The organism is Mycobacterium sp. BMJ-28 (genome assembly GCF_054404835.1).
Window position 1 is genome coordinate 743,849 of record NZ_CM136783.1, and the last position, 22,139, is coordinate 765,987.

A 22,139-nucleotide genomic window follows, 5' to 3' on the forward strand; every position below is an offset into this window, starting at 1 on the left:
GGCCATGAGCACCAGTGCGCGCCGGGCAAAGATCGACCCGATCTGGTATGCGCCCGTCCTGTTCATCGTCATCGGGGCATCGATCGCGCTGACCGCGGTGCTGTTCAACGGCACCCTGCGCTCGTTCGTCCCGGTCACCCTGGTCTCCGACCGGGCCGGCCTGGTGATGGAAAACGGGGCCAAGGTCAAGCTGCGCGGTGTCCAGGTGGGTGAAGTGTCCTCGATCGGCGAGCAGACCGGGCTGGCCTCGCTGCACCTCAAGCTCTACCCCGGCCCGTTCCGGTACCTGCCCAGCAATGTGGAGGCAGAGATCAAGTCCAGCACCGCCTTCGGCGCCAAGTACGTCGATCTCGTGGTGCCACCGGATCCCAGTGCACAGCCACTGCAGCCCGGCGCCGTGCTGCGGTCGCGCAATGTCACCGTCGAGGTGAACACCGTCTTCGAGAACCTGCAGTCGGTGGTGCACGCCGTCGACCCGGCAAAACTGAACGCGGTGCTCTCCGCCGTGGCGGACTCGTTGCGGGGCAAGGGCGAACGCATCGGTGAGGCGATCACCTCGGCCAACAACGTGCTGCTGACCGTCAATCCGCGCATGCCGACGGTGCAGCGGGACTGGCAGTTGTTCGGCCAGACCACGGCCGCCTATTCCGATGCCGCCCAGGACATCGTGTCCATCCTGGATTCGGCCTCCACCACTGGTGCCACCGTCACCAGCCACGCCCACGCGCTGGACGCCCTGTTGCTGTCGGCGGTCGGATTCGCCCGGTCCGGTATCGACGTGATCGGCGGCAATCAGCAGAACCTGGTGCGCGCCATGAACATCCTCGACCCGACCACCAGCCTGCTGCTGAAGTATTCGCCCACCTACACGTGCCTGTTCCAGGGTGCGCAGTGGTTCCTCGAGCACGGCGGCCGGGATGCGCTGGGCGGCAACGGTAAATCGGTGATCATGGACGCCGCGATGCTCGCCGGGGACGACCCGTACCGCTTCCCGGACAACCTGCCCGTGGTCAACGCCAAAGGCGGGCCGGGCGGTAAGCCGAGCTGTGGGTCGCTGCCCGACGTCAGCAAGAACTTCCCGGTCAAATATCTGGTCACCGACACCGGATTCGGCACCGGCCAGGACATCCGCACCAATCCCGGTATCGGCTTCCCCGGCTGGGCCAACTATCTGCCGGTCACCCGGGCGGTTCCGGAACCCCCGAGCATCCGCTACAACGGCCCGCCGGCACCCGGGCCCTGGCCGCCACCGTTCCCGCCACCGGCTGAGCCGGCCGCACCCCCACCCGTGCCCCTTTCACCCGGCTCACCCGAGAACCCCTAGGACGACTCATGCGACGACAAAGCATCACCGGCACGGTGGTGCGGGTGGCGCTGTTCACCGCGATGTGCCTGGCGTTCCTGTTCGTCCTGCTGACGGTGTTCGGGCAGTTCCGCTTCGACTCCCGGGCCGGGTTCCACGCCGTGTTCACCAATGTGTCCGGGCTCAAGGAGGACGATTTCGTGCGGATCGCCGGCGTCGAGGTCGGCAAGGTGCAGAAGATGACGTTGCACAAGGACGGCACCGTCACCGTCGACTTCGCCATCGACCGCAACCTGACCCTGACCGAGGGCACCACCGCCGCCGTCCGGTACGAGAACCTGATCGGTGACCGGTATCTGGCGCTGGAGGAAGGCGCCGGGTCGGTGCACCGGCTGACACCCGGTCAGACCATCCCGAAGGAACGCACCTCACCCGCGCTCGACGTGGATGCCCTGATCGGTGGGTTCCGCCCGTTGTTCCGGGCGCTGGATCCCGATCAGGTCAATGCACTGTCCGGGGAACTGCTCAAGGTGTTCCAGGGTCAGGGCGGCACCATCTCCTCGGTGCTGGCCCAGACCTCGGCGCTGACCACCACGCTGGCCGGTCGCGACCAGCTGATCGGCGAGGTGATCACCAACCTGAACACCGTGCTGGACACCTTCGGCAAGCGGGACCAGCAGTTCGCGGCCGGACTGGACGGCTTGTCGCAACTGGTCCAAGGGCTCTCGGATCGCAGAACCGACATCGCCCACGGCGTGGCGCATGTCAGCGCGGCGGCGGCCACCATCGCCGACCTGCTGACCGATCTCCGGCCACCACTGAAAGACTTTGTCGCCCAGTCTGATCGGGTGGCCGGCCAGATCGAATCCGACCACGCCTACGTCGACGACCTGGTGCGGACCCTGCCGGACGCCTATCAGGTGCTGGCACGCAACGGCCTCTACGGCGACTACTTCGGCTTCTATCTCTGCGACGCGATTCTCAAGGTCAACGGCAAAGGCGGCCAACCCGTGTTCGTGAAACTCGCCGGCCAGGACACCGGACGGTGCGCGCCGAAATGAAACGACCGACACTCAAACCCATCGCCGAACGCAACCGCGTCGCCGTCGGCGTGGTGGGCACGCTGATCGTGACGCTGATCGTGATCGCGGCCTTCTCCTATGACAGGCTGCCGTTCATCAAGGGCACCGCCGACTACTCGGCGTACTTCGCCGAGGCCGGCGGTATCAAATCCGGAAGTGACGTGCGGGTCTCCGGCCTGTCCGTCGGCCGGGTCTCCGATATCCATCTGGAGGGCACCAAGGTGAGGGTCGACTTCACCGTCAAGGACGATATCGACCTGGGCGACCGCACCGAGGCCGCCATCAGGACCGAAACCGTACTCGGCACCAAGATGCTGGAGGTCACCCCGCGCGGCGACGGCACGCTGTCCGGAACCATCCCGCTGGAACGCACCACCTCTCCTTACGATCTGCCCAGCGCACTGGGCGATCTCACCGTGGCCATCAGCGGCCTGGACACCACCCAGTTGTCGGCATCGCTGACCACCTTGGCTGACACCTTCAAGCAGACCCCCGCCGATCTGAAGCTGGCACTCGACGGTGTCGCCCAGTTCTCCGACACCCTGAACGCCAGGGACGCCCAACTGCGCACGCTGCTGGGCAACGCCGACAAGGTGACCACCGTGCTGGCCAAACGCAGCGACCAGATCGCCGGTTTGGTGGTCAACGCCAATGCGCTGCTGGCCGAACTGGTGGCCCAGCGCGGTGCGCTGGACACCTTCATGACCAACCTCACCGCTGTCGCGCACCAGATTTCGGGATTGGTGGCCGAGAACCGCACTGCGCTGAAGCCGGCTCTGGACAAGGTCAACGGGGTGTTGTCGATCCTGGACAACCGGAAGCAGGAACTGCAGAAAACGCTGTCGCTGCTGCGGCGCTACGCCATGTCGTTCGGTGAGGTGCTCGGTGCCGGACCCTTCTTCAAGGCTTCGCTGGTGAACCTGTTGCCCGGCCAGTTCGTCCAGCCGTTCATCGACTCCGCCTTCTCCGATCTCGGGCTGGATCCCAACGTCAAACTGCCGTCACAGCTGGTCGATCCGGCGATCGGCCAACCGGGCACCCCGGCGCTGCCAGTGCCCTACCCGCGAACCGGCCAGGGCGGCGAGCCGAATCTCACACTGCCCGAAACGATCACCGGCAACCCGGGCGATCCCCGCTACCCGTACCGCGAACCGCTGCCTGCCCCGCCGCCCGGTGGTCCGCCACCCGGTCCGCCCGCTGCACCGCCGCCGGGGGTTGCCGGCCCGGCGCCGGTGGGCCCGACGCCGGTACTGGTGCCCGCACCCGGTGAGCCGGGAGGCCGGCCATGAGGAACAACGCGCGGCTGCTCACCGCGGCCCTGCTGGTGGTGATCCTGGCCGCCGGTATCTCCGTGGTCGCCGCCCCGGCCGGATCGGGTTGGTGGCGCCACGTCGCCAAAGACAGCTTCGTCGCGTACTTCGCCAATGCCAACGGCCTGTACACCGGTGACGAGGTGCGCATCCTCGGGGTGGCGGTCGGCACGGTCGACAAGATCGAACCGCAGCCGCAGTCGACCAAGGTGACGTTCTCCGTCGACTCGCAATACCCGGTGCCTGCCGATGTGAAAGCGGCGGTGCTGTCGCCCTCACTGGTGAGCGCGCGCGCCATCCAGTTGGTGCCGGCTTACTCGGGCGGCCCTAAACTCCTTGCCGGCGAGAGCATCCCGCAGGAGCGAACCGCCGTCCCGGTGGAATGGGACGATTTCCGTCAGCAATTGGCCAAGCTCACCGATTCGCTGCAACCGCAGACACCGGGCGGCCCCAACGCCGTCGGCGAATTCATCAACAGCGCCGCGGACAACCTGCGCGGGGAAGGCGATACCGCGCACGCCACCGTGGTCAAGTTGTCCCAGGCGATGTCGGCACTGGGCGACCACAGCACCGACATCTTCAGCACGGTACGCAACATGCAACTACTGGTGTCCGCGTTGTCCTCCAGCAGTGATCTGCTGGCCGCGTTCAACCAGAACCTGGCCCAGGTGAGCACGGTACTGACCAATACCCCCGACGAAGTCGCCGACGCGACAAAGGGTCTGGACGCGGCCGTGACCGACGTGCGTGGATTCGTCGCCGACAACCGGGAAGCGCTGGGCACCACCTTCGACCACCTCGGCCAGGTCACCACCGCCCTCAACGACAGCCGCACCGATCTCAAACAGGTGCTGCACATCGCCCCGACGGTGTTCCAGAACTTCATGAACATCTACCAGCCCGCGCAGAGTGCCGTCACCGGCATCCTGGCGCCGGTGAACTTCGCCAACACCGTGCAATTCCTCTGCAGTGCCGTGCAAGCCGCGTCCCGGATGAACTTCGAGCAATCCTCGAAGCTGTGCGTCCAGTACCTGGCGCCGATCGTCAAGAACCGCCAGATGAACTTCTTCCCGATCGGCGGAAACCCGTTCGTGGGCGCGGCGGCCCGGCCCAACGAGATCACCTACAGCGAGGACCGGCTGCGCCCGGATGCGCCGGCACCCGCCGCGCCCGCGCCCGTCGATCCGACGGGATTGCTGGCCGCCGAGTCACCCACCACGCCCACCGATCCGACGGCCGGCCTGCCCGGTCTGATGGTGCCCGGCGGCAACCCATGAGACGGCCCCTGTTGGTGGCCCTGCTGATCGGTTGCCTGGTGATGATCCCGGGATGCCAATGGCGCGGCCTGAATTCGCTGGCGCTGCCCGGCACCGAGGGCGGCGGCGACGGTTCCTACACCATCACCGCCCAGCTGCCCGATGTCGTGGTGATCCAGCAGAACACCCGGGTCCGGGTGGCCGATGTGAACGTCGGCAACGTCACCAAGATCGAGGTGCAGGACTGGCATGCGCTGGTCACCATGCGGATCAACGGTGACGTGCATCTGCCGGCCAACAGCACCGCCAAAGTCGGCCAGACCAGCCTGCTGGGCTCCATGCACATCGAATTGGCTCCGCCGACGGACGAACCCGCCCAAGGGCAGTTGCACGACGGCTCGCTGATCCCCCTGTCGCGGGCGGCCACCTATCCCACCACCGAACAGACCCTGGCGTCGGTGTCCATCCTGCTCAACGGCGGCGGCCTCGGACAACTGCAGGAGATCAACCAGACCTTCGCGACGGCCCTGGCCGGCCGCGAGGGCGACATGCGCAGCCTGCTCACCCAGCTGGACACCTTCATCGCCCAGCTCAACGCGCAGACCGACGACATCATCACCGCCACCGAACATTTGAACTCGCTGGCCGGGACGTTCGCCGCCAACGACAAGACGGTGGACAAGGCGCTGACCACCATCCCGCAGGCGCTGGCGGTGCTGGCCGACAGCCGCACCAAGCTGGCCGACGCCATCGACAGCCTGGGCAAGTTCAGCGCCGTCGCCAATTCCACGGTGACCCAGAGCAGGGAAGCGCTCATCGACAACCTGCGCAATCTGGCGCCGGTGTTCCGGGAACTGGCCAACGCCGGGCCGTCGCTGACTCGCGGCCTGGACTTCCTGTCCACCTATCCATGGGTGAAAAGCACGCTGGCGAACTGGTTCCGCGGTGACTTCGCGAACATCACCCTGGTGCTGGACCTGACGCTGAGCCGGCTGGACAGCAGCATCTTCACCGGCACCCGCTGGGAAGGCGACCTCACCGAACTCGAGATGCAGTGGGGTCGCACCATCGGACAGATGCCCAGCCCCTACACCGGCGGCAATCCACTGATCGCCCCCTACCACTTCGGGGGGAACTGACATGCTGCGCCTGCATCGCAAGATCTGGATCCAGCTGGCGGTCCTGGCCGCCGTCACGCTGATCTCGGTGGGGGTGATGGCCTTCGGCATCGTCAACGTGCCGGCTCTGTTGGGGTACGGGCGGTACACGGTCGCCCTGGACCTGCCGACCTCCGGTGGCCTGTACGAGAGCTCGGTGGTGACCTACCGGGGCGACGAGATCGGCCGGGTCACGGGTATCGACGTCACCAAAGACGGTGTGCGGGCCGAACTCACGCTTCAGACGGCCGTCGCGGTGCCCGCCGATGTCTCGGCGGCGGTGCACAGCCGGTCGGCGGTCGGCGAGCAATTCGTCGAGCTGACGCCGGGCCGCACGGGCGGGCCGGTGCTTCGTGATGGCGACGTCATCCCGGTGGGCAAGGTGACGGTGCCCGCCGATATCGGCAATCTGCTGGATGCCACCAACCGTGCGCTGCAAGCCATCCCGCAGGACAACCTGAAGACCGTCGTCGACGAGGCAGCCAAGGCGGTCGGCGGGCTCGGGCCGGAACTGACCCGGATCGTGGACGGCTCGACTGCGCTGGCCGTCGAGGCCGGCAAATCCACCGATCAACTGGGCCGGCTCATCGACGAGGCGCCACCGGTGCTCGATTCCCAAGTGCAGAACTCGGATTCGATACGAACGTGGGCCGCGCACACCGCCGCCGTGTTCGGTCAGTTCAAAGCCCAGGACCGGGCATTCGGGGATCTGCTGAATCAGGGCGGGCCGGCGCTGGACGAAGGCAAGGCGCTGTTCGACCGGGTGGCGCCCACGGTGCCGGTGCTGATGGCCAACCTGGTCAGCCTCGGCGACATCGCGGTGACCTACCGCAATGACATCGAGCAACTGCTGGTGCTCTTCCCGCAGGGCACCGCGGTGATGTCGGCGATCGCCGTGGCGGATTCCGGGGTGAAACAGGCTTACAACGGGATCTATCTGGACTTCAACCTGAACCTGAACCTGCCGCCGCCGTGCAACACCGGCTTCCTGCCGGTGCGCCAGCAGCGCTCACCGTCGGACCAGGACTACCCCGACCGCACGGCGGGGGAGCTGTATTGCCGAGTGCCGCAGGACTCCGACCTGAACGTGCGCGGGGTGCGCAACATCCCGTGCGAGACGAAGCCATGGAAGCGGGCGCCGACGGTCGAGATGTGTGAGAGCGACGAGAATTACGTGCCGCTCAACGACGGCTACAACTGGAAGGGCGACCCGAACGCGACGCTGTCCGGGCAGAGCATTCCGCAGTACCCGCCGGGCACGCCGGCGGCATCCACCCCGGAAGGCGCGGCGCAGGCACTCCCACCGCCACCGGCCGCGCCGCCTGCGGTGGCCGTCCCGTACGACCCGGCCACCGGGGACTACATCGGTCCCGACGGCCGGCGTTACACCCAAGGCGATCTCGCCAACCCGGGCAACCGGACCTGGCAATCGATGTTGGTGCCGCCCGAGCGGTAGCTACTTGTGCTTTTCCCGCCATGCCCGCTCGAACGGCAGTCGCCACGCGTTCGGCGCGATCAGCTGATGGATCGCGTTCGGTCCCCACGTTCCGGGCTGATAGATCTTCACCGGCGGCGGATCCTCCAGCAGTTGCGCCGAACGGTCCCACAGCGATTCGATGCCCTCGGCGGTGGTGAACAACGTGTGGTCACCGCGCATGGCGTCCAGGATCAGCCGTTCATAGGCTTCCAGCACGTCGCCGTTCGTCGCGATCTCCTGTGTGGAGAACTGCATGGACATCTTGTCCAGCTTCATGCCGGGACCCGGACGCTTGCCGTAGAAGGACAGCGACACCTTGGAGTTGTCGGCCAGATCGAAGGTCAGGTGGTCGGGACCCTGCGAGCCGACCCCGGATCCGGCCGGGAACATCGTCCTGGGCGCCTCCTTGAACGCAATCGAGATGATGCGCATGCCCTCGGCCATCTTCTTGCCGGTACGCAGGTAGATCGGCACGCCGGCCCAGCGCCAGTTGTCGATCCCGACCTTCATCGCGATGAACGTCTCGGTATCGGAATCCCTTGCCACACCGTCTAGTTCGCGATAGCCGACGAACTGGCCGCGCACCACGTCGTTGCACTTGATCGGCAGCATGGAGCGGAAGACCTTGTTCTTCTCCTCGCTGATCGCGCGCGGCTCCAGCGCGGTCGGCGGTTCCATCACCACGAACGCCATCACCTGGAACAGGTGGGTGACCACCATGTCCTTGTAGGCGCCGGTGCTCTCGTAGAAGTTGGCCCGCTCGTCGAGTCCGAGCATTTCGGGGATGTCGATCTGGATGTGATCGATGAAGTTGCGGTTCCAAATCGGTTCGAACAGGCCGTTGGCGAACCGGAACGCCAGGATGTTCTGCGCCGCTTCCTTACCCAGGAAATGGTCGATACGGAATACCTGGCGTTCTTTGAACGTCTCGTGCACGAAATCGTTGAGCGCGACGGCGCTGGCCAGATCGGTACCGAACGGCTTCTCCATCACCACCCGCGAGCGTTCCACCAGGTCGGCCTCGCGCAACATGGTGATGACCGCTCGAGCCGCCTTCGGCGGAACCGAAAGATAGTGCAGGCGTTGAGCATTCCCGCCGAGACGATCCTCGGCCTCGGCGACCGCGGTGGCCAGCGCCGCCGGTCCGGCGCCCTGCGGCACGTAGCGCAGGATCTTGGCGAAGTTGGCCCATTGCTCGTCGGTCAGCTTGTGGGTGCCGAACCGCTCGATGGACTCCTTGGCCAGGGCGCGGAACTCGTCGTCGGTGAGATCTTCCAGCGAGGTCCCCACCACCTGGATATCGGGCGCCAGCTCCGACTGATCCAGGTACGCCATGCCCGGCAGCAGCTTGCGCTTGGCGAGGTCGCCGGTGGCGCCGAACAGGACGATGACATGCGGTTCCAGCGGATCGGTGTCCCGGCCGTGCGGGCGAGCACCCGGTGCGGGGTAGGCGATGGTCTGCGGGTTGTCTGCCACCCGGCTGATGCTTCCACCGGTAGGTGAACTCTGCACGACATCGAGGAGGTCAATTGCCGCCTGCGCCGCGCCCTCGGTGGCTACTGTCAGCCCATGGCAACCAGCGACTCCCGCGAAGTGGTCATCGAAGCGACGCCGGAGGAGATCTTCGCGGTCGTCGCCGATGTCGAGTCGACCCCGAAGTGGTCACCGCAGTACCAGAAGGCCGAGATCATCGACACCGATGCCGAGGGCCGGCCGCGGACGGTCAAGCAGACCATCAAAACGGTCGGCATCACCGACGTGCTGACCATCGAGTACACCTGGGCGCAGAACAAGGTCAGCTGGGTGCTGCTGAAGGCGAGCCAGCTGAAATCGCAGCAGTGCAGCTACACCCTGACCCCGCAGGGCGACAACACGAAGGTGCGGTTCGACATCACCGTCGAGCTGGCCATCCCGCTGCCCGGCTTCATCCTCAAGAAGGTGATGAGCGGCGCCCTCGACGTGGCCACCAACGGGTTGCGCAAGGAAGTGCTGCGGGTCAAGAAATCCGCCTGAGGGACTCGCCGACGCGCCGCCGGAGATGGCCACCCAGACCGGCCGGGCCGCTGGTGACGTTCTGCTTACGGTTATGAAAAAGTTAGCCCACGGAATCGCTGCGTGTGCGTAATTCGGTAATTAGATTTGCCGGTATGGCAGTCAAGGCAACCCGGGAAGTCGTGTTCGACGCCTTGCCCGAGGAGATACTGGACGCTATCGCCGACATCGATGCGGTGCCGTCGTGGTCGGCGCTGCACCGGGACGCCGAGGTGCTCGACCGTCATCCCGACGGGCGCCCGCACCACGTCCGGGCGACGCTCAAGATCATGGGCTTCACCGACAAGGAGATCTTGGAGTACCACTGGGGCGAGGACTGGGTGGTGTGGGACGCCGCCGACAGCCTGACCCAGCGCGGACAGCACGGTGAATACAACCTGACTCGCGAGGGTGACCGCACCCGGGTCCGCTTCGACCTCATCATCGACCTGGCCGCACCGATCCCGGAGTTCCTGGTCCGGCGTGCCAAGAAGATAGTGCTCGAGGTGGCCGTGGACAGTCTGCGCCAGCAGGTGCGGCAAAAGCACTCAGCTTGAGCCGAACGGAATGCCCGGCAGCGGTCCGGTCGTTGTCGCGACTATGCCTACCGGAGTTGTGCTCGACCCAGACCGCACCGCGGCCAACCACGTGGCCGCCGCCATCGATCAAGCCCGCCGCGCCCATCAGGCCGGCGTACGACAGGTTTGGATAGCCCAGCAGTTCGACCATGACGCCATCTCGCTGGCCGGGTATGTCGGCGCCGCGGTGCCCGGACTGGGTGTGGGCACCTTCGTCGTGCCTATCAATCCGCGCCACCCGCTGGTCGTCGCGTCCGCGGCGCAGACCGCCCAGGCCGCCACCGGCGGGAACTTCAGCCTCGGTCTCGGACTCGGCGCGCACGGACCCGAGCAGCAGGCCTTCGGCACCGCCTGGCCCGACACCATCACCCGGCTGCGCGAACACCTGCAGGTGCTGCGGTCGATTCTGGATACCGGTGCTGTCGATTTCCACGGCGAACAATTCACCGCCGCTCCCGCATGGCCGGTCACCGTGGCCGGCGGGTCCCCACTATCGGTGTATGTGGCGGCCATGGGCCCCAAGGCATTACGGGTCACCGGGGAGCTGGCCGACGGCACCTTGCCGTACCTGGCCGGCCCCCGCACCCTGGAACAGTTCATCGTGCCGACGATCTCCGCCGCCGCCGCCGAAGCCGGCAGGACTGCGCCGAAGGTGATCGCGGCGGTGCCCGTGTTGATCACCGACGACGTCGACGAGGGCCGGGCGCAGGCGCGCGAGGCCCTCGAGTTCTACGCCACCATCCCGTCGTACGCGAAGGTCATCGCGCGTGAGGGGGTCGACTCGGTGGCCGACCTCGCCGCGGTCGGCACCGCCGACCAGGTGATCGGCCGGCTGCGGCGTTACCTCGATGCCGGGGCCACCGACATCGTGTTGAGCCCGTTGGTCCGCACCGGCGACGCCGCGCTGGAGCCGATATGGGAGGTGGCCGGCGCGCTGTAAGCGCCTCGAACAGAGCGCTGTAAGCGGCCCGAAACAGCGACGCAACACGGGTGTCCTAATCTGCGGGGATGCGGCCTCAACGGCGATCCGTGCTGCTCGCACAGCTGATCGCCGACCGTGCCGGCTCCTCCCAGCAGGCCGTGCTCGGAGAACTTCGGCGGGCGATCCTCGACGGCGGTGTGCCACCAGGTACCGCGATCCCGCTTGCCGAGGTGGCCGAGGTCTTCGGGGTCAGCCAGATCCCGGTGCGGGAGGCACTGAAAACCCTGATCGGCGAGAATCTGGTGACCCAGCGACCCCACGCCGGTTACAGCGTCGCGCTGCTGACCGCCGCGGAACTGCGCGAGATGTACATCGTGCGGGAGACTCTGGAATCCGCCTCGCTGGCGGCGGCGGTCGCCAACGCCACCGACGCCGACCGCGACGCCGCGATCGCGATCAATGACCTGCTGGAATGTGCGGTTCGCGACGACGACGGGGTGGCCTATCACCGGGGCAGCCGCGACTTCCACGCCGCCTTGACCCGGCCGTCCCGCATGTACCGGCTGCTGCACATGCTCGAGGCGGCCTGGAATGTCACCGAACCCGTGCAGTCCATGGTGCACGTCGGCCCCGAGGACCGTGCCCAATTGCACGCCGATCATGGCGCGATGCTGGACGCCTTCGTCGCCGGCGATACGCAGCGGCTACTGGCCGCCTCCGAGGCGCACGCCGGCCGGCTCAATGCGGTGATCGCGACGCTGCCGACCGACACCGGGTTGCTGGCCTGACCGCCGGAGATATATCTACTTCGCAATCAATCGATAGTCGCGGTGAAACAGCAGGGAAACACCTGGTTTCTAGCGTCACTGACCATGACCGATATCGTCATTCCCAAGAACGACGTGCCGCCCGGCGCCGTCATCGGCGCCGGTGACATCGTGGAAGCGGCCGGTCATCCGGTCGGCGGTGGTGAGATCAAGCCCGGTTACGACCCGCGGCTGACCAACGAGGACCTCGCTCCGCTGCGCAAGCAGACCTGGGGTTCCTACAACATCTTTGCGTTCTGGATGTCCGATGTGCACAGCGTCGGCGGCTACGTCACCGCGGGCAGCCTGTTCGCGCTCGGACTGGCCAGCTGGCAGGTGCTGGTGGCGCTGTTGGTGGGCATCGGCATCGTGTACTTCCTGTGCAACCTGGTGGCCAAGCCCAGCCAGCTGGCCGGCGTGCCGTACCCGGTGATCTGCCGCAGTGTGTGCGGCGTGCTGGGGGCGAACATCCCGGCGATCATCCGCGGGTTGATCGCGGTGGCCTGGTACGGCATCCAGACCTTCCTGGCCTCGGCGGCGCTGGACATCGTCCTGGTGAAGCTGTTCCCCGGGCTGGCGCCGTACGCGAAAGTGGACGATTACGGCTTCGCCGGGCTGTCGCTGCTGGGCTGGGGCAGCTTCCTGCTGCTGTGGGTGCTGCAGGCCTGTGTGTTCTGGCGCGGCATGGAAGCGATCCGTAGGTTCATCGACTTCTGCGGCCCGGCCGTCTACGTGGTCATGTTCATCCTGTGCGGCTACCTGATCTACAAGGCCGGTTGGGGCGCAATCGATCTGAACCTTGGCGACGTCACCTACACCGGCTGGTCGTCGGTCCCGGTGATGCTCGGCGCCATCGCGCTGGTGGTGTCCTACTTCTCCGGGCCGATGCTGAACTTCGGTGACTTCTCGCGCTACGGCAAGTCTTTCGATGCGGTGAAGAAGGGCAACTTCCTGGGCCTGCCGGTGAATTTCCTGGTGTTCTCGGTGCTGGTGGTGGTGACCGCATCGCTGACTCTGCCGGTGTTCGGCGAGCTGATCACCGACCCGGTGCAGACGGTGGCGCGCATCGACAGCACCTTCGCGATCGTGTTGGGCGCCTTGACGTTCACCATCGCCACCATCGGCATCAATATCGTCGCCAACTTCATCAGCCCGGCCTTCGACTTCTCCAACGTCAGCCCGCAGCGGATCAGTTGGCGCGCCGGTGGCATGATCGCCGCCGTCGGCTCGGTGCTGATCACGCCGTGGAACCTGTACAACAATCCCGAGGTCATCCACTACACGCTGGAAACGCTCGGTGCTTTCATCGGTCCGCTGTTCGGTGTGCTGATCGCCGACTTCTACCTGATCCGCAAGCAGAAGGTGGTGGTCGATGAGCTGTTCACCATGGATGAGGGCGGAAAGTATTGGTACACCAAGGGTTACAACAAGGTCGCGGTGATCGCCACCGTCGTCGGGGCCGCACTGGCGGTGATCCCGGTGCTGTTGGGCGGGGTGGTGTATGGCATGCACACCGCCGCGCAGTACAGCTGGTTCATCGGTTGCGGGGTGGCGTTTGCGATCTACTACCTGATGGGTAGGCGGGATGCGCTGGTGGCAGCGTCCGTTTCGTGAGCCGGATCTGGGTGATCAATCCGAACACCACCGCGGCCATGACCTCGACCATCGAGGCGTGCGCCCGGGCGGTGGCCGGCCCGGGAACCGAGATCGTCGGCGTGACCTCCGAATTCGGGCCACCCTCGATCGAGAGCCACTACGACGAGGCGATGAGCGTGCCCGGCCTGCTGGCCGCCATCGAGCGCGGTGAATCGCAGCGCGTCGACGGCTACGTGATCGCCTGTTTCGGTGACCCCGGTCTGGACGCGGCCCGCGAGGTGGCAGGCGGACCGGTGGTCGGGATCGCCGAGGCGGCAATGCAGACGGCTAGTCATCTGGGACGGGGCTTCAGTGTGGTGACCACCCTGGCGCGCACCATGGGCCGTGCCGCCGACCTCGCCGAACACTATGGCATGCAACGGTTCTGCCGGGGCATCCACGCCTGTGAGATCGCGGTGCTGGACCTGGAGACCGACCCCGACGCCCGCAAGATCATCACCGAGGCGTGCCGGGAGGCCCTGGAGACCGACGACTCCGACGCCATCGTGCTGGGCTGCGCGGGCATGGCCGACATGTGTGCCGCGATCTCCGCCGATCTGGGCGTGCCGGTGGTCGATGGGGTGAGTGCGGCGACGTTGACGGTGCAATCGCTGGTGACGTTGGGGCTGCGGACATCCAAGCGGGGGGAGTTCGCGGTGCCACCACCCAAGGGGTACACCGACCGGCGGACATGCTGATAGCCCAGTTGTCGGATCCGCACGTCCGACCGAATGGTCAGCTGTACCAAGGTGTGGTCGACTCCAACGGCAGATTCGCCGAGGCCATCGCACATCTCGTCGCGCTGGACACCCGCCCCGATCTGGTGCTCATCACCGGTGACCTGGTGGACACGGGACACCCGCTGGAATACCGTGCGATCCGGGAAATTCTCGCCGCACTGCCGATTCCGTACCTGGTGATTCCGGGCAATCACGATGACCGGGATAATCTGCGCGCCGCCTTCGCCGACCACGATTACCTGCCGCAGGACGGGCCGTTGCACTTCTGCGTCGACGACCATCCCGTCCGGATCATCGGTGTGGACTCGACGATCCCCGGTGAGCATCACGGGCACATCGACCAAGCTGGACTGGACTGGCTCGCGGAGACTTTCGCGCAGGAACCGGACAAGCCGACGATAGTCATGCTCCATCATCCGCCCTTCGTCTGCGGAATTCCCTACCTGGACGAGTACCGGTACTTCGATGAGCCATCGCTGCAAGCCGTCGTCCAGCGATGCACCAACATCGAGATCGTGCTGTGCGGCCATGTGCACCGGCCGATGGTGAAACGCTGGGCGAACACCGTGGTCTGCGCGTGCCCGAGCACCGCGACGCAGATCGATCTGTCACTCGCCGCCACCGCGGCGCCCTCCAGTCACGACGGCCCGCGGGCCTACATGCTGCACAGCTGGGATGAACGCGCCGGGTTGGTCAGCCACACCGTACATCTCGGCGAGTCTCGGGGACCCTACCCGTTCGCCTGATCCAGCTGCGTCGAGGGTTTCACACTCGTCGGGCCTTGAGGTTCCGCAGCGTGGCCGGATCCGCACCCGGCGCCCGCGCCAGCACCTCATCGACACCGAACGCTCCGCAGTCCAGCCCGCGCAGCACCACCGCCGCCAGCGCCTCGGCGGTCGCCGGCTCGTCGACCACGGCGCCGCCACGCCGGTCCAGATACGCCTGCAGGCGCGGGGCCGCGGCGTCCAGCGCGGCCCGGAAGAAGGTGAACGTCGCCAGCCAGCGTGTCACCAGATGCCCCGGGTGCATGTCCCAGCCCTGGTAGAAACCGCGCTCCAACGACCGGGTCACCAGCCGGTGATGACGCTGGATCGCCTGCTGCACTTGGGGATCGGTGCCCACCGGGTTCACCTGGGTGGAGCCGTCGGCCACCCACACGCCCGTCTGGGCGGCCGCGGCCAGCATGACGGCCTTGGCGTGATCGGCCACCGGATGCTCCAGCGACTGGTTCTGCGGGGTGATACCGCAGGCCGCACTGTAGTCGTAGGTGCCGTAATGCAGACCGGTACACCGGCCCTCGGCCAGGTGCAGGGCGCGGGCCAGGGTGGCGGTGCCGTCGGCGCCGAGCACCGCCTGCGGACTCTCGATCTGCAATTCGAACCGCAGCGATCCCGCGGGAAGTCCGTGCGCATGCTCCAGCGCCTCGCACACCCACACCGTGGCGGTCACCTGTTCGGCCGCGCGCAGTTTGGGCACGGTGAAGACGAACCCGTCGGGCAACCCACCGTCGAGCACCAGCTCCAGCGTGCGTACCGCGCGGGGGCGGTCGGCCAGCGTCAGTCCCTTGAACCGGATTCCCGACGACGCCAAACCCAACGCGCGCAGCGTATCTCCGGCGCGGCGGGCGTCGGCATCCTCGACATCGTCGTCGCGCCGCCCGTACCCGTCCTCGAAGTCCAGCCGCAGATCGGCGATCGGGGCGGTGCTCAACCGCCGGCGCACCGCCTCCACGACGTCGGGTGCCCCCAGGTCGGCGAACACCGCGGCGTGCCGGTCCAGCAGGTCCAGCGCCGCCCGACCCCACCGAGCGGGGGTGTCCGCCTCGGCATCGGCGGCGCTGAGGTACACGGTGTGCACCGGCTGCGCCGCGGTGCGGTCGCCCGGGTAGCGGGCGGCCAGGTCGGCGTCGATATCGGCCAGCAGGGCATCGATCCGGGCCAGGGTCGGATCCGGGATGGCGTTCACCGCAGCACGTCCAATCGGCGGATCGCCTCGTCGAGGGTGTCGTCGCGCTTGCAGAAAGCGAAGCGGACCAAATGATTCCAGCTGTTGTCGGCGCCGGCGCAGAACGCCGACATCGGGATGGCCGCCACGCCCGCCTTGTGCGGCAATTCGGCGCAGAACGCGGTGCTGTCGTGATAGCCCAGCGGACGCGGATCGGCACACAGGAAATAGGTGCCGTGGCTGTCGTGCACCTCGAACCCCAGCTCGGTCAGCGCCCCGGCCAGCCGATTGCGCTTGCTCTCCAGGCTGTCCCGCAGGCCCACCACCCAGGCGTCTTCGTGATCCAGGGCGTAGGCCACCGCAGGCTGGAACGGCGCGCCGCCGACATAGGTGAGGAACTGCTTGGCCGCGCGCACCCCGGCAATGAGTTCTGGTGCACCACAAGCCCATCCGATCTTCCAGCCGGTGACGTTGAACATCTTGGCCGCACTGGATATCGTCACGGTGCGTTCGGCCATGCCCGGATAACGGGCCAGCGGTAGGTGTCTGAGGTAGTCGGAGTCGGTGTAGACCAGCGCTTCGTACACCTCGTCGGTGATCACCAGCAGATCGGCTGCCACCGCCAGATCGGCGATGGCGCTGAGTTCGGCATCGCTGAGCACCATGCCGGTCGGGTTGTGCGGCGAGTTGAGGATCAACGCCCGGGTCTGCGGCCCGATCGCGGCCCGCAGCGCGTCGAAGTCCAACGCGAATCCGCGGCCGTCGGGCACCAGCGGCACCACCTTGCGTACACAGCCTGCCATCGCGATGACGGGCGAGTACGAGTCGTAGAACGGTTCGAGCACCAATACTTCCGAGCCCGGTTCGACCAGCCCGATGACCGCGGCGGCGATGGCTTCGGTGGCGCCGACCGTCACCAGCACCTCGCTGTCGGGGTCGTATTCCATGCCGTAGTGCCGGGCGCGCTGGCGGGCGATCGCCTCCCGCAGGGCCGGTGTCCCCGGGCCGGGCGGGTACTGGTTCACCCCCTCGGCGATCGCCTCCTGGGCAACCTTGAGCATGCCGGCCGGGCCATCCTCGTCGGGGAAGCCCTGGCCGAGGTTCACCGCACCGATGCGCGCGGCCAACGCGGACATCTCGGCGAAGATCGTCACCGCGTAGGGCTGAAGCCGGGACACCGTCATGGCACCGAGCGTATGTGGGACTTCGCACACGGCGCTCGGGACATGGAATGAATCGGCTCACAGGTGCGCTTAGCTGCACATGGCCTTCACCCTCGCCTCCGATGCCGCCTTGCTCAAGCCGATCCGGGTGGGCGACACCCAGGCGCGCAACCGCATCTTCATGGCGCCGCTGACGCGCTCGCGCGCGCAGGCCGACGGCACCCCGTCCGACCTGGCCGCGCAGTACTACTCCGAGCGCGCAGGTGCCGGCGTGATCATCACCGAGGCCACCGCGATATCGGAGGCCGCCAACGGCGCCTACATGAACACCCCCGGCAACTACACCGACCGGCATCAGGAGAAGTGGGCCGAGATCGCCGGCGCCGTGCACAACGCCGGCGGCACCATCTTCATGCAACTCTGGCATGTCGGGCGGATGGGCCACCCCGAGGTCAACGGCGGTATCGAACCCGTCGCACCGTCGGCCATCGCCGCCGACATGACCACCCACACCCCGGCGGGTAAGAAGGCACTGGTGGTGCCGCGGGCCCTGCGCGCCGACGAGATTCCCGGCATCATCGCCGATTTCCGGGCCGCGGCACGCCGCGCCGTCGACGCCGGCCTGGACGGCGTGGAGATCCATGGTGCGAACGGCTATCTGCTGCACCAGTTCTCGTCCGATGTGATCAATCAGCGCACCGACGCCTACGGTGGCTCGCCGGAGAACCGGGCCCGGTTGACCGCCGAGGTGGTCGAGGCCGTGGTGGCCGAGATCGGCGCGGGCCGGGTGGGTTTGCGTATCTCGCCCGGGAATTCGGCCGGCGATATGCGCGAGGACGACACCGTCGCCACCTACGAGGCGCTGCTGAACCGGATCGCGCCGCTGGGCATCGCGTATCTGCACGTGCTCATCGACCCGAGCGCACGGGAGTTCGGTGTGCTGCGTGCGCTGTGGTCGGAGACCCTGGTGCTTAACACCGGACGCGAAACCGGCACCGATTTCTGCCAGCTGGAGAGCTATGTGGAGTGGGGCGCCGTCAGTGCCGTCGCGGTGGGCCGCACCTTCTTGGCCAACCCGGATCTGATCGACCGGCTTTTGCTGGGCGCCGACCTCAACGAGCCGGATGTGGCCACCTTCTACGCCCAGGGCGCAGAGGGGTACATCGACTACCCGACCCTGGCTGAGCTGGCCGAACCCCGGACGGCATGACTTTGTAGCGGGTGACGGGGACGCTGAGCAGACGCCCAACCAACAGGTTGGTTTGCGGTTTTGTTAGGCTTCGCGACCAGTGGACTTGCGTCCCGACCGACGATCCCCGTCACCCACCCGAAAGGGAACTACACATGTCCGAAGAAGCCTTCATCTACGAGGCCATTCGCACGCCTCGCGGTAAGCAGCGCGGCGGCGCCCTCAACGAGGTCAAGCCCGTCAACCTGGTGGTCGGCCTGATCGAGGAGATCCGCAGCCGGTTCCCCGACCTGGACGAGAACCTGATCAGCGATGTCATCCTGGGTGTCGTGTCCCCGGTCGGTGACCAGGGCGGCGATATCGCCCGCACCGCGGCACTGGTGGCCAAGCTGCCCGAGACCACCGGTGGCTTCCAGCTGAACCGGTTCTGCGCATCTGGCCTGGAGGCCGTGAACCTGGCCGCTCAGAAGGTCCGTTCCGGCTGGGACGACCTGGTGCTGGCCGGCGGTGTCGAGTCCATGAGCCGCGTGCCGATGGGTTCCGACGGCGGCGCCTGGGCATCTGACCCGGAGACCAACTACCGCATCGGTTTCGTCCCGCAGGGCATCGGCGCCGACCTGATCGCCACCATCGAGGGCTTCTCCCGCGAGGATGTCGACGCGTACGCGGCGCGCTCGCAGGAACGTGCCGCCGCCGCATGGTCGGGTGGCTACTTCGCCAAGTCCGTTGTGCCGGTGAAGGATCAGAACGGTCTGGTCATCCTGGACCACGACGAGCACATGCGTCCCGGCTCCACCGTGGAGAGCCTGGGCAAGCTCAAGACCGCGTTCGACGGGATCGGCGCGATGGGCGGCTTCGACGATGTGGCGCTGCAGAAGTACCACTACGTCGAGAAGATCAACCACGTGCACACCGGCGGCAACAGCTCGGGCATCGTGGACGGCGCCGGCCTGCTGCTCATCGGTTCGGAAAGCGCAGGGGCGGCTCAGAATCTGACCCCGCGGGCGCGCATCGTGGCCACCGCCACCAGCGGCGCCGACCCGGTCATCATGCTGACCGGCCCGACCCCGGCCACCAAGAAGGTGCTCGACCGGGCCGGCCTGACCGTCGATGACATCGACCTGTTCGAGCTCAACGAGGCCTTCGCCTCGGTCGTCCTGAAGTTCCAGAAGGACCTGAACATCCCGGACGAGAAGCTCAACGTCAACGGTGGCGCCATCGCGATGGGCCACCCGCTGGGCGCCACCGGCGCCATGATCACCGGAACCATGGTCGACGAGCTGGAGCGCCGCGGCGCGCGGCGTGCGCTGGTCACGCTGTGTATCGGCGGCGGCATGGGCGTGGCCACCATCATCGAGCGCGTCTAGGGAGAACTGAACCAATGACTGAGAACACGATTCACTGGGACAAGGACGCCGACGGCATCGTCACCCTGACCCTGGACGACCCGACCGGGTCGGCCAACGTGATGAACGAGCACTACAAAGAGTCGATGCACCTGGCGGTGGAGCGCCTGTTCGCCGAGCAGGAAGAGATCACCGGTGTGGTGATCGCCAGCGCCAAGAAGACGTTCTTCGCCGGCGGTGACCTCAAGGCCATGATCAACATCGGCCCGGACAACGCGGCCGACGCCTTCAACGAGGTCGAGACCATCAAGCGCGACCTGCGCACGCTGGAGACGTTCGGCAAGCCCGTCGTCGCCGCGATCAACGGCGCGGCCCTCGGCGGCGGCCTGGAGATCGCGCTGGCCACCCACCACCGCATCGCCGCCGACGTCAAGGGTGTGCAGATCGGCCTGCCCGAGGTCACCCTGGGCCTGCTGCCCGGTGGCGGCGGCGTGGCCCGCACCGTGCGCATGTTCGGCATCCAGAAGGCCTTCATGGAGATCCTGAGCCAGGGCACCCGGTTCACCGCGGCCAAGGCCAAGGAAATCGGTCTGGTCGACGATCTGGTCGGTTCGGTCGAGGAACTGATCCCACGCGCCAAGGCCTGGATCAAGGCGAATCCGGAAGCCCACGTGCAGCCGTGGGATGTCAAGGGCTACAAGATCCCCGGCGGCACCCCGGCCACCCCGGCGCTCGCGGCCATCTTGCCGTCGTTCCCGGCGCTGCTGCGCAAGCAGCTCAAGGGCGCCCCGATGCCCGCTCCGCGGGCCATCCTGGACGCGGCCGTCGAGGGTGCGCAGGTCGACTTCGACACCGCGGCGCGGATCGAGAGCCGGTACTTCACCCAGCTGGTCACCGGTCAGGTCGCCAAGAACATGATCCAGGCGTTCTTCCTGGACCTGCAGGCCATCAACGGCGGTGCGTCGCGGCCCGAGGGCATCGCGCCGGTGCCGATCACCAAGATCGGTGTGCTGGGCGCGGGCATGATGGGTGCCGGTATCGCCTACGTGTCGGCCAAGGCCGGTTTCGACGTCGTGCTCAAGGACGTCAGCATCGAGGCCGCCCAGAAGGGCAAGGCGTACTCCGAGGCCATCGAGGCCAAGGCCCTCAAGCGTGGCAAGACCACCGAAGAGAAGTCCGCTGCGCTACTCGCCAAGATCACCCCGACCGCCGATCCGGCGGATCTGGCGGGCGTCGATTTCGTGATCGAGGCCGTGTTCGAGAACCAGGAACTCAAGCACAAGGTGTTCCAGGAGATCGAGGACATCGTCGAGCCCAACGCGCTGCTCGGGTCCAACACCTCCACCCTGCCGATCACCGGTCTGGCGACCGGCGTGAAGCGCCAGGAGGACTTCGTCGGCATCCACTTCTTCTCGCCGGTCGACAAGATGCCGCTGGTGGAGATCATCCGCGGGGAGAAGACCTCCGACGAGGCGCTGGCCCGGGTGTTCGACTACACGCTGGCCATCAAGAAGACCCCGATCGTGGTCAACGACAGCCGCGGCTTCTTCACCTCCCGGGTGATCGGCACCTTCGTCAACGAGGCGCTGGCCATGCTGGGCGAAGGGGTCGAACCGGCCAGCATCGAGCAGGCCGGATCGCAGGCCGGTTACCCGGCGGCACCGCTGCAGCTCTCCGATGAGCTGAACCTGGAGCTCATGCACAAGATCGCCGTCGCATCCCGCAAGGGCATCGAAGAGGCCGGCGGTACCTACGAGCCGCACCCGGCCGAGGCGGTCGTGGAGAAGATGATCGAGCTCGGTCGGCCCTCGCGGCTGGCCGGTGCCGGCTTCTACGAATACGCCGACGGCAAGCGCACCCAGCTGTGGCCGGGGCTGCGCGAGACCTTCAAGTCGGGCAGCTCGACCCCGCCGCTGCAGGACATGGTCGACCGCATGCTGTTCGCCGAGGCGCTGGAAACCCAGAAGTGCATCGACGAGGGCGTGCTGACCTCGACCGCGGACGCGAACATCGGTTCCATCATGGGTATCGGCTTCCCGCCGTACACCGGTGGCTCCGCGCAGTTCATCGTCGGCTACGAGGGCGCCCTCGGCGTCGGCAAGGCGGCCTTCGTGGCCCGGGCCAAGGAGCTGGCCGCCCGCTACGGCGACCGCTTCCTGCCTCCGGCGTCGCTGGAGAGCTAGCGCGACCAGACACAGAC

At 66.9% G+C, this 22,139-nt stretch carries 19 protein-coding genes; 16 read left to right on the forward strand and 3 right to left on the reverse strand.

Annotated elements, in window-relative coordinates:
- Nucleotides 1-4: 4 nt before the first annotated feature.
- From ACXPWS_RS03750 to ACXPWS_RS03775, 6 genes are read left to right on the forward strand one after another with little or no spacing between them, the layout of a single operon-like run.
- Entirely contained in the window at nucleotides 5-1,324 is a 1,320-nt protein-coding gene (locus tag ACXPWS_RS03750) for an MCE family protein (protein WP_458711148.1), read from the forward strand.
- Nucleotides 1,325-1,332: 8 nt separating this feature from the next.
- Nucleotides 1,333-2,364 carry an MCE family protein gene (locus ACXPWS_RS03755; RefSeq protein WP_458711149.1) on the forward strand — a complete coding sequence of 344 codons (1,032 nt, stop codon included), beginning with the start codon at nucleotides 1,333-1,335 and terminating at the stop codon, nucleotides 2,362-2,364.
- A complete protein-coding gene (locus tag ACXPWS_RS03760) occupies nucleotides 2,361-3,674 on the forward strand; it encodes an MCE family protein (protein WP_458711150.1) in 1,314 nt (437 codons plus the stop codon). The genes ACXPWS_RS03755 and ACXPWS_RS03760 overlap by 4 nt, the downstream gene beginning before the upstream one ends.
- Complete coding sequence (locus ACXPWS_RS03765; protein WP_458711151.1) at nucleotides 3,671-4,972, forward strand: MCE family protein; 1,302 nt, start codon at nucleotides 3,671-3,673, stop codon at nucleotides 4,970-4,972. The genes ACXPWS_RS03760 and ACXPWS_RS03765 overlap by 4 nt, the downstream gene beginning before the upstream one ends.
- Nucleotides 4,969-6,090, forward strand: coding sequence for an MCE family protein (locus ACXPWS_RS03770; protein ID WP_458711152.1), 1,122 nt, complete (start codon nucleotides 4,969-4,971; stop codon nucleotides 6,088-6,090). Before ACXPWS_RS03765 ends, ACXPWS_RS03770 begins: the two co-directional genes overlap by 4 nt.
- Nucleotide 6,091: 1 nt before the next feature.
- Entirely contained in the window at nucleotides 6,092-7,564 is a 1,473-nt protein-coding gene (locus ACXPWS_RS03775; protein ID WP_458711153.1) for an MCE family protein, read from the forward strand.
- Here ACXPWS_RS03775 and zwf read toward each other — a convergent pair whose 3' ends face one another.
- Nucleotides 7,565-9,061 (reverse strand): glucose-6-phosphate dehydrogenase, encoded by a 1,497-nt coding sequence (gene zwf / locus ACXPWS_RS03780; RefSeq protein WP_458711154.1) that lies wholly within the window; start codon nucleotides 9,059-9,061, stop codon nucleotides 7,565-7,567.
- Between the two features lie 93 nt (nucleotides 9,062-9,154).
- Between zwf and ACXPWS_RS03785 the strand changes: the two genes are divergently transcribed.
- The 7 genes from ACXPWS_RS03785 to ACXPWS_RS03815 all read left to right on the forward strand — a co-directional run bounded on the left by ACXPWS_RS03785 (nucleotide 9,155) and on the right by ACXPWS_RS03815 (nucleotide 15,043).
- A complete protein-coding gene (locus tag ACXPWS_RS03785) occupies nucleotides 9,155-9,598 on the forward strand; it encodes an SRPBCC family protein (RefSeq protein WP_458711155.1) in 444 nt (147 codons plus the stop codon).
- 134 nt (nucleotides 9,599-9,732) lie between these two features.
- Nucleotides 9,733-10,173, forward strand: a complete 441-nt coding sequence (locus ACXPWS_RS03790) for an SRPBCC family protein (protein WP_458711156.1) — start codon at nucleotides 9,733-9,735, stop codon at nucleotides 10,171-10,173.
- A gap of 43 nt (nucleotides 10,174-10,216) precedes the next feature.
- Nucleotides 10,217-11,134: a TIGR03564 family F420-dependent LLM class oxidoreductase gene (locus ACXPWS_RS03795; protein ID WP_458711157.1), complete on the forward strand. Its 918-nt coding sequence runs from the start codon at nucleotides 10,217-10,219 to the stop codon at nucleotides 11,132-11,134.
- A 68-nt stretch (nucleotides 11,135-11,202) separates the two neighbouring features.
- Entirely contained in the window at nucleotides 11,203-11,904 is a 702-nt protein-coding gene (locus ACXPWS_RS03800) for a GntR family transcriptional regulator (RefSeq protein WP_458711158.1), read from the forward strand.
- 84 nt (nucleotides 11,905-11,988) lie between these two features.
- Nucleotides 11,989-13,536, forward strand: a complete 1,548-nt coding sequence (locus ACXPWS_RS03805) for an NCS1 family nucleobase:cation symporter-1 (protein ID WP_458711159.1) — start codon at nucleotides 11,989-11,991, stop codon at nucleotides 13,534-13,536.
- Nucleotides 13,533-14,255 carry an aspartate/glutamate racemase family protein gene (locus tag ACXPWS_RS03810; RefSeq protein WP_458711160.1) on the forward strand — a complete coding sequence of 241 codons (723 nt, stop codon included), beginning with the start codon at nucleotides 13,533-13,535 and terminating at the stop codon, nucleotides 14,253-14,255. Before ACXPWS_RS03805 ends, ACXPWS_RS03810 begins: the two co-directional genes overlap by 4 nt.
- Nucleotides 14,249-15,043, forward strand: coding sequence for a phosphodiesterase (locus ACXPWS_RS03815; RefSeq protein ID WP_458711161.1), 795 nt, complete (start codon nucleotides 14,249-14,251; stop codon nucleotides 15,041-15,043). The genes ACXPWS_RS03810 and ACXPWS_RS03815 overlap by 7 nt, the downstream gene beginning before the upstream one ends.
- Nucleotides 15,044-15,062: 19 nt before the next feature.
- Here ACXPWS_RS03815 and ACXPWS_RS03820 read toward each other — a convergent pair whose 3' ends face one another.
- Both ACXPWS_RS03820 and ACXPWS_RS03825 read right to left on the reverse strand, forming a co-directional pair.
- Nucleotides 15,063-16,262: a DUF6986 family protein gene (locus tag ACXPWS_RS03820; protein ID WP_458711162.1), complete on the reverse strand. Its 1,200-nt coding sequence runs from the start codon at nucleotides 16,260-16,262 to the stop codon at nucleotides 15,063-15,065.
- Nucleotides 16,259-17,425, reverse strand: coding sequence for a pyridoxal phosphate-dependent aminotransferase (locus ACXPWS_RS03825; RefSeq protein WP_458711163.1), 1,167 nt, complete (start codon nucleotides 17,423-17,425; stop codon nucleotides 16,259-16,261). The genes ACXPWS_RS03820 and ACXPWS_RS03825 overlap by 4 nt, the downstream gene beginning before the upstream one ends.
- A 79-nt stretch (nucleotides 17,426-17,504) precedes the next feature.
- Here ACXPWS_RS03825 and ACXPWS_RS03830 point away from each other — a divergent pair, with 79 nt between their 5' ends.
- From ACXPWS_RS03830 to ACXPWS_RS03840, 3 genes are all read left to right on the forward strand, one after another.
- A complete protein-coding gene (locus tag ACXPWS_RS03830) occupies nucleotides 17,505-18,614 on the forward strand; it encodes an alkene reductase (protein ID WP_458711164.1) in 1,110 nt (369 codons plus the stop codon).
- A 134-nt stretch (nucleotides 18,615-18,748) separates the two neighbouring features.
- The gene (locus tag ACXPWS_RS03835) at nucleotides 18,749-19,960 is read left to right on the forward strand and encodes an acetyl-CoA C-acetyltransferase (protein WP_458711165.1); all 1,212 of its coding nucleotides are present in this window, start codon (nucleotides 18,749-18,751) and stop codon (nucleotides 19,958-19,960) included.
- 14 nt (nucleotides 19,961-19,974) lie between these two features.
- Nucleotides 19,975-22,122, forward strand: coding sequence for a 3-hydroxyacyl-CoA dehydrogenase NAD-binding domain-containing protein (locus ACXPWS_RS03840; protein ID WP_458711166.1), 2,148 nt, complete (start codon nucleotides 19,975-19,977; stop codon nucleotides 22,120-22,122).
- Nucleotides 22,123-22,139: the final 17 nt, after the last annotated feature.